The 9,263-nt window shown below is 43.9% G+C and carries 7 protein-coding genes and 1 pseudogene; 3 read left to right on the top strand and 5 right to left on the bottom strand.

What is annotated here, in order from left to right:
* Positions 1 to 25 precede the first annotated feature (25 nt).
* Positions 26 to 1,708, bottom strand: coding sequence for a biosynthetic-type acetolactate synthase large subunit (ilvB, locus tag Q7J63_RS15820; RefSeq protein WP_304887527.1), 1,683 nt, complete (start codon positions 1,706 to 1,708; stop codon positions 26 to 28).
* A gap of 20 nt (positions 1,709 to 1,728) precedes the next feature.
* A complete protein-coding gene (ilvD, locus tag Q7J63_RS15815; protein WP_019599306.1) occupies positions 1,729 to 3,405 on the bottom strand; it encodes a dihydroxy-acid dehydratase in 1,677 nt (558 codons plus the stop codon).
* Positions 3,406 to 4,239: 834 nt separating this feature from the next.
* Between ilvD and ispE the strand changes: the two genes are divergently transcribed.
* The 3 genes and pseudogenes from ispE (at position 4,240) to Q7J63_RS20895 (ending at position 5,679) form a co-directional block, all read left to right on the top strand.
* Positions 4,240 to 5,046 carry a 4-(cytidine 5'-diphospho)-2-C-methyl-D-erythritol kinase gene (gene ispE / locus Q7J63_RS15810; RefSeq protein WP_304887525.1) on the top strand — a complete coding sequence of 269 codons (807 nt, stop codon included), beginning with the start codon at positions 4,240 to 4,242 and terminating at the stop codon, positions 5,044 to 5,046.
* A 113-nt stretch (positions 5,047 to 5,159) separates the two neighbouring features.
* On the top strand, positions 5,160 to 5,360 hold the full coding sequence (locus tag Q7J63_RS15805; protein WP_304887523.1) for a CopG family transcriptional regulator: 201 nt from the start codon (positions 5,160 to 5,162) through the stop codon (positions 5,358 to 5,360).
* Positions 5,344 to 5,679 (top strand): annotated as a pseudogene (locus Q7J63_RS20895) (type II toxin-antitoxin system PemK/MazF family toxin). Before Q7J63_RS15805 ends, Q7J63_RS20895 begins: the two are co-directional and overlap by 17 nt.
* Before the next feature lie 316 nt (positions 5,680 to 5,995).
* Here Q7J63_RS20895 and Q7J63_RS15795 read toward each other — a convergent pair.
* Genes Q7J63_RS15795 through tgt form a run of 3 tightly spaced genes read right to left on the bottom strand, consistent with a single transcriptional unit; the run spans position 5,996 to position 9,130 of the window.
* Positions 5,996 to 6,922, bottom strand: a complete 927-nt coding sequence (locus Q7J63_RS15795) for a DMT family transporter (protein ID WP_019599310.1) — start codon at positions 6,920 to 6,922, stop codon at positions 5,996 to 5,998.
* Between the two features lies 1 nt (position 6,923).
* Positions 6,924 to 7,997, bottom strand: a complete 1,074-nt coding sequence (locus Q7J63_RS15790) for an LptF/LptG family permease (RefSeq protein WP_019599311.1) — start codon at positions 7,995 to 7,997, stop codon at positions 6,924 to 6,926.
* Positions 7,998 to 7,999: 2 nt separating this feature from the next.
* Positions 8,000 to 9,130 carry a tRNA guanosine(34) transglycosylase Tgt gene (gene tgt, locus Q7J63_RS15785; protein WP_019599312.1) on the bottom strand — a complete coding sequence of 377 codons (1,131 nt, stop codon included), beginning with the start codon at positions 9,128 to 9,130 and terminating at the stop codon, positions 8,000 to 8,002.
* Positions 9,131 to 9,263: the final 133 nt, after the last annotated feature.

Raw genomic sequence — 9,263 nt, 5'->3', positions numbered from 1 at the left:
GGTATAACGGTTCATAAATCTGGTTTTAGCTTAATCTTACTTCTTCTACGGAACATCCTGTGGCAATCATCGGGAAGACATTGTCTTCTTTCTCCACCACTACTTCCAGGAAGTAAGGGCCGTCATGAATGAACATATCTGCTACGGCTTCACTGAGCTCTGCGCGTCCAGTTACTTTACTCCCTTTGATTTTATAGGCCTCCGCGATTTTGACAAAATCAGGGTTTTCGAGTTCCGTGAAAGAATACCTTTTGTCAAAAAACATCTGCTGCCATTGTCGGACCATCCCGAGATAGTTATTGTTCAGCAAAACAATCTTTACAGGTGCTTTGGTCTGCATGATCGTACCCAATTCCTGGATCGTCATTTGAATTCCTCCATCTCCACAGACACAGATCACTTGCCTGTTAAAGTCATGCAGTTGGGCGCCCAAAGCTGCCGGAAGGGCAAATCCCATGGTACCCAATCCACCTGAAGTCACTTGAGTCCTGGGCTGTTTGTAGTCAAAATATCTCCAGGCAATCATTTGGTGCTGCCCCACATCTGTCACCAAAATGGCATCGTCGGCTTTGTATTCATTGATAAACCGAATGACTTCACCCATGGTCAAGCCAACTTTCGTCGGCGACAAATCATTGGCACACACTACTTTTTTCTCTTCTTTTTCCAGTTCCCTGAAACGTTGCAACCAGTCTTCATGCTTGTTTGCATGTACAGCTTCGATCAGCATTTCCAGACTTTGGCGACAATCTCCCAAAATAGGGACTGTGCATTTGACATTTTTGTCGATCTCTGCGGGATCAAGTTCTAAGTGGATGACTTTTGCTTGTTTGGCATAGCGCTTCAAATCCCCTGTAACCCGATCATCAAACCGCATTCCCACGGCGATGAGCACGTCACATTGATTGGTAAGGATATTTGGCGCATAGTTGCCGTGCATCCCCAATTTCCCTACATAATGCGTGTTCATTTCTGACAATGCACCGGAACCCAAGAGTGTTGAAGCTGCAGGAATCCCTGTTTTGTCAACGAAGGCTTTCAATTCCTTATCGGCTTTTCCAATCAAAACACCTTGTCCAAAGACAATAAATGGGCGCTCTGCAGCATTGATCAACTCTGCAGCTTGCTGAACGGCTTCCTTATTGACTTCCGCATAAGGCTTGTAAGAACGAATGCCGAGACAAGGGATATAGTTGAATTCGGCAAATTCTGTCTGGGCATTCTTGGTGATGTCCACCAATACCGGACCCGGACGACCGGATCGGGCTATATGAAAAGCTTTGGCAATGGCGGGAGCAATGTCTTCCGCTCTTCTAACCTGGATGTTCCATTTGGTTCCTGGCATAGAAATGCCCACCATGTCCGTTTCCTGAAAAGCATCTGTGCCCAAAAGATGTGCTGCGACTTGCCCCGTGATACAGACCAAGGGTGTGCTGTCAATCTGGGCATCGGCAATGCCAGTGATCAGGTTCGTTGCCCCCGGACCGGAGGTGGCCAAGGCAATTCCTACCTTGCCGGAGACGCGCGCATATCCTTGGGCGGCATGGATTGCTCCTTGCTCATGACGGGTCAAAACATGTTTGATTCTGTCACTGTAATCATATAAAGCATCATACACGGGCATGATGGCACCTCCAGGATAACCAAATATATATTCGGCATTTTCGGCAATAAGGGATCTAACTACGATATCCGCTCCTCTTATCATGGTGTATTTGGTTTAATTGATTAATTATCCGTAACGCAACCTTCTGATGCGGTCGAGACCAATTTATTGTACTTTTTGAGCGTTCCCTGAAGTCCGCTGAGGTCTTTGTTGACCCAATGTTTTTTCCTTTCTGCAAATTCTTCCTCCGAAACCGCACATTTGAGTTCCAAGGTATCGGCATCGATGGTGATGACGTCCCCATCCTGAAGCAAGCCAATAGGTCCGCCCAAGTAGGCTTCGGGCGTCACGTGTCCCACCACAAATCCGTGGGTTCCTCCCGAGAATCTGCCGTCGGTGATCAAAGCGCAACTGGAACCAAGTCCGGCTCCGATGATCATGGAAGTGGGTTTCAGCATTTCCGGCATGCCTGGCCCACCTTTGGGGCCGATGTATCGGATCACGATGACATCACCTTCCTGAATTTTTTTGTTTTTGATGGCCTCGTTGGTTTCCAGTTCAGAATTGAAAACTTTGGCTGGGCCAGTGAAGGATTTCCCTTCCTTGCCGGAGATTTTGGCAACTGAACCTTGCGGTGCAAGGTTCCCATGTAGGATACAAAGGTGACCTGTTTTCTGTAATGGTGTTTCAATCGGATGAATGACGTTGACCATGGAAGGCACAATTGGAGTAACATCCGCAAGGTTTTCCGCCAGGGTTTTGCCCGTCACCGTCATGCAATCTCCATGAAGGAGACCATTGTTCAACAGGTATTTCATAAAGGCCGGCAATCCTCCTTGCTCATGAAGATCTTCCATCAAAAATTTTCCTGAAGGCTTGAAATCTCCCAAAACCGGGGTGGAATGGTTGATCCTTTTGAAATCCTCCAAGGTAAAATCCAAACCGGCTGTCTTGGCGATAGCCAAAATATGCAAAACCGCATTGGTACTGCCTCCCAAGGAAACGGCTACCCTTACGGCATTTTCAAGACTTTTTAGGGTAATGATATCTTTTGGTTTTAAGTCTTTTTCCAAAAGGATCTTCATGTACTTGGAGACATCCCTACATTCCTGAATTTTCTCCGGGGAATTTGCGGGATAAGACCCACTGTATGGCAATGACATCCCCATGGCCTCAATGGCCGAGGACATCGTGTTGGCAGTATACATTCCACCACAGGCTCCAGCTCCCGGGCATGCATTTTGGATCACACCTTGATAATCTTGGTCACTGAGCTCACCTTTGATCCTTTTTCCATAGGCTTCAAAAGCGGATACGATATTCAGTTTTTCGCCTTTATAATTTCCGGAACGAATGGTGCCGCCATAGACCATGATCGAGGGTCTGTTGATCCTAAGCATCCCCATGATGGCACCCGGCATGTTTTTATCACAACCGGCCACCGCAATGCAGGCATCAAAGGAATGTCCCGAAATAAAGGATTCGATAGAGTCCGCGATGATCTCTCGGGATACGAGGGAATAGCGCATTCCGTCCGTTCCCATCGAGATACCGTCAGAAATCCCGATGGTATTAAAAACCAAACCGGTCAGATCATGCGCCGAAGAGGCTTCTTTGATCAGACCGGCAAAGTCATTCAGGTGCATATTGCAGGGGTTACTTTCATAGCCACAACTGGCTACCCCTACAAAAGGCTGTTTCATCTTTTTATCACTCATTCCGGTGGCGTAAAGCATGGCTTTCCCTGCCGGATGTTCTTCATTGTCACTGATCTCCCAACTGTATTTTTTTAGACTCATGGTGATGCGTTCGTCGGTTTAATGGGTTATAAAAAAAAGTGCCTCATCATCTGAGGCACCTAGCATTATATGGATGTTTGTCTAAATAGCCTAGCGCCTCATTACTTTATATCAATGAGAATAATAATGCTTAGAGGAGTGACTATTTTCAACATGTGGTTGTGGTTCTTTTTTTTCTTTGTTTATGATGATACAATATTAAAGCTCTATTTCCACACTTACAATATTTAATTTCTTTTTTTTATCCAATTAAGAATTTAAAACAAGGTGTTTAAATATTTTTGAAAAATTTTAACACAGCCAAATCAATATAAACAGAATAAGTTATTGATGAAAATTGGGTTTGATCAAAAATTCAAAATTTTGTATTGAATTCTTCACCCCCTAATCAAATGTTTATTTTTTTGATTTTTTTTCAAGTAAAAAATACATATACCTTCTATTCAATAACAAAAAGTGTATTTTGATAAATATAACATAAAATGATCCTTTTGAAACCAATCATGCAAAGCCAAATGAATTATTCAAATGATGTCCCAAAATTTGCATTTGATTCACCTTGTTTCCTTCAAACACAAAGTGGGGACGGATCGGGTTTTCCGGCGAATTGATCCAGTTTTCAGTTTAGCCCAAAATCTGTATCGAGGTTTCTTTGATTGGTAAAACTGATAGAAGATCAGGCCATTACGCAGAAAATACCTAATCCCAACAGGAAAAGGTAAAGAAACGTCAGCCCTGGAATGTTTATCAAACATTTACAGTCTTGAATAACATTCCTCATGCATAAAACGGGTTTAGCGCTTATCTTTGCATTTCAATTTTGAAACTCCCGATATGATCAGTTTCCCAAATGCCAAGATAAACCTTGGCCTCCATGTGACCGCCAAAAGGAAAGATGGCTACCATGAACTAGAAACCTGCATGGTACCCATTCCGCTCTTCGAAGCGTTGGAAATGATATTGGACAACAAGACCGTCTTCACCAGCACCGGCCTACCCATACCTGGAGTCGACAAGGACAACTTGATTTTGAAAGCATTCAAATTGCTCAGAAAGGATTTCAACGACCTGCCAAACCTGAATATTCACCTGCACAAAAACATTCCCATCGGCGCTGGATTGGGAGGCGGATCTGCCGATGCTGCCTTTGCACTCAAGTTGATGAACAACCTTTTTGACCTGCATCTCGAAGATTGGTTTTTGGAAGACTATGCCGCGCAATTGGGAAGCGACTGTCCATTTTTCATCGAAAACACTCCAAAAATCGCCACTGGCAGAGGCGAAATCTTGGAGCCTGTTTCCGTTGACCTGAAAGGGAAATACCTCGTCTTGATCAATCCACAGATCCACATTTCCACCAAAGATGCCTACAGCGGCATTTCCCCAAAAAAGCCTTTGGGCAATCTCAAAAATATTCTTGCGGACCAAAGCATTTGGAAAGCGCATTTGGTGAATGATTTTGAGGCCAGCATTTTCCCTAAATATCCGGAAATCGCCCAGATCAAAGACCGACTCTATGATTTGGGGGCCTTCTATGCAGCCATGTCTGGTTCAGGGGCGACGGTTTTTGGGCTGTTTGATTCAAAACCCGAATCGGTAGAATGGAAAGAGGGTTATTTTGTATTTGGGGCGGAAATGTAAAAGATTCTCAAATCCTGTTTATTTTGTAAATATAAATTGTATTTATTTTTTTTAAATAAAGAGACAAAGTATGGCAACTTTCACGAGCTCACTACCAGACGATCTATTAAAAAATGCTAGGTGAACAGGCAAAAAAATTGTCTTTACCTAAAAATAAATTAATTGAAAACGCCTTAAGGATTTATTTAGATCATCTCAGGAGATCCGAATATGTCAAATCATTTCGCCAAGCTGGTGAGGATGAAGACATGACGCTGATGGCTAAAGAAGGAATCGGGGATTACTTAAAGCAGCTTGATGACGAAGCAAGGTGATATTTGGTATGCTGACCTCAATCCTACAATCGCATCTAAACAGGCTGGCTTACGCCCAGTTGTAATTATCAGTGGCAACTTGTTGAACATGCATTTAAAAATAGTGATTGCTGTTCCCTTGACATCTAAAATCAAGAAATATGCGGGGAACCCAATATTGGAACCAAATACCCGCAATAATTTAAAATCCACCTAGGAGATGCTTGTCTTTCACATCCGTTCTATTTCAAAAGAACGTCTGGTTGAAAAAATTGGCGAAATTTCTAAAGAAGAACTTGACCATACACTCAGCACACTTAAAGATCTCACCACTTTTTAGCAGGGTATTTTAAGTAGAAAAGAAGTATAATTTACCCCTAAATTAATCAATGGGCTATGGTAATTTGGAACATGCAGTAAACCCGTTTTATACATTACGGACTCAACTCAATATTGTAATTGACAGACAATCAATTGGATGTTGACTACTTTTGATGTCATCCTATTGGTGTCAGGAATTATTCTCCCAATAGGCTGATTTTCTTTCAGTTTCAATCCTATCTGGAAACCTATTGCATATTCCATCTAACTTAATCAAGTTAGATGCTTTACGTTACTTTTCCGCTGTCTTAGAATTCGGGTTAAATCTAAGAGATTTAAATCCCCAAAGTTTTTTCTTTTTTGGCATTCCTTCTCCTGTTGAAGTAATTGAAAACGGGGTAAAGACAAACAGAAAACAAGATGATCATTGTGCCCAAATAGAACCCAGGGGTCATTTTTTCCTTTTCTCCAAAAACCAATACCGCTAAAATAATCCCGTAAACAGGCTCCAGATTGACAGTCAGGTTGACGGCAAACGCGGTCAATCTGCGCATCAGCTCCACCGACACCGAAAAGGCATAGACTGTACAAACTATGCTCAATATCAACAGCCAAAGCCAATCCATGGCCGTGGGAACAAGTTGAAGACCTGTTTCCGTGAAGAAAGCCGCATAAAACGGCATAAAAAGCAAGGAGAAAATACAGGCGCCCATCATTTCATAGAAAGTCAGGACATAGGGGCTGTGTCTTTTGGTCAATCTACCATTGATGACTGTAAAAAGTGCCCCGATCAATGCCGAGCAGACAGCCATTCCCAAGCCCAACCAATAGCCTCCTTCAAAGCTAAAAATCACATACAAACCTGAAATCACCATCATACCGAGGAAAACCTCAAACCATTTCACCTTGGATTTATTGATCATAGGGTCGATAAAAGCCGTCCAGAGGGAAGTGGTGGCCATTCCTGCCAAACAGACCGAAGCCGTAGAGACCCGCGCCGCCCAGAAAAACAAAATCCAATGCAGGGAGATCAAAAATCCTGTCCCCAGTATTTTACCCAATTCTTTTGGGGGAATTCGGATCTTGCTCTTTTTCCACCAAAAGATAAGCCCCAAAGCCAGCGTGGAAATCAAAGTCCTGAAAAACACGATTTCTACCGAAGGTATACTGATCAACAGCCCCAAAATGGCTGTGAAGCCCCAAATCAGGACAATGAAATGAAGCATTGCATAATCCTTCACTGTAGAAGCGCTGTCCTGCATGTTAACGGGGAACGGTTTTGTAGAGTAAAACGCCGGCTAGGGCGAAGATGATATTGGGAAGCCAAACCGCGAAAATGGGATAGGGCGTGCCTGCTTCCGCAAAGGTGCGGGACAACAGGAAAAAGATAATATAGATGAATGCCAGAAAAAATCCCAAGGCAATCTGAAAGCCCGAACCTCCCCTTGATTTTTTGGAAGAAACAATCACACCGATAAAAGTCAGGATAATCGCCGCGAATGGAGACATGTAACGGACATATTTCTCGATCTTGTAGAAATTGACATTGTCGGCTCCTCGATCCTCCAGGATGGTGATTTGTCGGGACAGTTCCGGCAATTTTAATGTCTCGTGGTGATTTGTCGGCAAATCAAAGTCATCGGGCGTGATGGAAAGCAGGGTGTCTAGGGATTCCCCCACAGTATAGTCCTCCCCTTTTTCGTGCAAAACCCGCAAACGCCAATTCTTGACTGACCAGGAATTGATGGCGGTATCCCAGACGATACGGTCTGCGGATAGTTTGGCGAGCAAAACCCCATCCCGGATTTGCTCCAGTGTGAAATTAAAACCTGTATTTCCAGAAGTGTAATAGCGCGAAATATAAGCGTAGGTATCCGGCGCCACCTTGATGTGGATATTCTGTTCGTTGTAGAATTTGTTTTCCTCCAAATACCGAGTCTTGAATTCCGTCACCCCTGCTGTGGCCACTGGCAGCACCCATCCATTGAGGAAGAAACTGGCAAGCCCGATCATGGAGGCTCCTGCGATAAACGGCACCAGCAAGCGCACAAAGCTCACACCACTGCTGAGAATGGCGATGATCTCTGTTCTTCCTGCCATTTTGGAAGTAATGAAAATAACCGAGATGAAGACGGTGATCGGCGTCAGCAGGTTATTGAGGTAAAGCCCGTAGTTTCCCAGGTAAATTAGAATATCAACTGCCGGAACTTTATTTCTGATAAAGGCATCGTTTTTTTCTGTAAAATCCAATACCAGGACAACCAATATCAGCATCAGGACCACAAAAAAGTAGGTCTTGATGAAATCCTTGATAATGAGTTTGTCCAGTATTTTCATGGTTACAGTCTTCTGCTTACTTTTTCGACCATCACATTTTTCCAGCTGGAAAATTCTCCCGATTTGATTTTTTCTCGAGCCTGCCCGACTAGCCAAAGATAGAAACTCAGATTGTGAATGCTTGCAATCTGTGCGCCCAATATCTCTTTGCTGATGACCAAGTGCCTCAAATAGGCCTTGGAATAAAAACTACTTACGTATGAATCGATACCTAGGTCTATCGCACTGAAGTCATCTTTCCATTTTTCATTTCTAATGTTGATAATTCCTTCGGTGGTGAAGAGCATTCCATTTCTGGCATTCCGAGTGGGCATCACACAATCGAACATGTCTACGCCCAATGCGATGCACTCGAGGATATTGGCAGGTGTACCAACACCCATCAGGTATCTTGGCTTATCCTTTGGCAAAATGTCCGTGACCAATTCGGTCATTTCGTACATCATCTCCGCAGGTTCGCCTACCGACAAACCGCCGATGGCATTCCCTTCACGGCCACATGAGGCGATAAATTCCGCAGACTGGACGCGAAGATCCTTGTAAACAGAACCTTGGACAATCGGGAAAAGGGTTTGGCTGTAGCCGTACTTTCCTTCGGTACTGTCAAATTGCGCGATGCAGCGCTCCAGCCAGCGATGGGTCATGTGCATGGAATTTTGCGCATACACATATTCGCAGGGATAAGGGGTACATTCATCAAAAGCCATGATGATGTCCGCACCGATCACCCGCTGGATGTCCATGACATTTTCCGGAGAGAAAATATGTTTGGAGCCGTCGATATGGGATTTGAAAATCACTCCTTTTTCGGTGATCTTATTCGTTCCGGAGAGTGAAAACACCTGATATCCGCCACTGTCGGTCAGGATGGGCTTGGACCAGCCATTGAACTTGTGCAATCCGCCCGCCCTTTCCAAGATATCCAATCCCGGACGGAGGTAAAGATGATAAGTATTGCCCAAAATGATCTGAGCCTTGACATCGTAGGTAAGTTCCCGCTGATGAACGGCCTTCACCGATCCCGCGGTACCGACAGGCATAAAAATAGGGGTTTCGATATCCCCATGGTCTGTTTTGATGGTCCCTGCTCGGGCCTTACTCTTAGGGTCTGTGAATTCTAATTGAAACTTCATCTATGCTTTTCTGATCCCAAATCCAAAAAACTTGGAAATTCGGTGTATTTTGATAATTCAAAGCACAAAAATATAAGCTTATTCTTAAATGAATGCTGAAATTGCTTTTATATTTGCCCGCTAAAGATTTCAG

Origin of the sequence: Rhodonellum sp. (assembly GCF_030656585.1) — a bacterium.
Taxonomy (GTDB): Bacteria; Bacteroidota; Bacteroidia; order Cytophagales; family Cyclobacteriaceae; genus Rhodonellum; species Rhodonellum psychrophilum.
The sequence above is the reverse complement of the archived record's forward strand: the minus strand, read 5'-3'. Positions and strand labels throughout refer to the sequence as shown.

Bases quoted from the DNA above. Each gene is read 5' to 3' on its own strand.
- ilvB (WP_304887527.1), bottom strand. From the start codon at position 1,708: ATGATAAGAGGAGCGGATATCGTAGTTAGATCCCTTATTGCCGAAAAT.
- ilvD (WP_019599306.1), bottom strand. From the start codon at position 3,405: ATGAGTCTAAAAAAATACAGTTGGGAGATCAGTGACAATGAAGAACAT.
- ispE (WP_304887525.1), top strand. From the start codon at position 4,240: ATGATCAGTTTCCCAAATGCCAAGATAAACCTTGGCCTCCATGTGACC.
- Q7J63_RS15805 (WP_304887523.1), top strand. From the start codon at position 5,160: ATGCTAGGTGAACAGGCAAAAAAATTGTCTTTACCTAAAAATAAATTA.
- Q7J63_RS15795 (WP_019599310.1), bottom strand. From the start codon at position 6,922: ATGCAGGACAGCGCTTCTACAGTGAAGGATTATGCAATGCTTCATTTC.
- Q7J63_RS15790 (WP_019599311.1), bottom strand. From the start codon at position 7,997: ATGAAAATACTGGACAAACTCATTATCAAGGATTTCATCAAGACCTAC.
- tgt (WP_019599312.1), bottom strand. From the start codon at position 9,130: ATGAAGTTTCAATTAGAATTCACAGACCCTAAGAGTAAGGCCCGAGCA.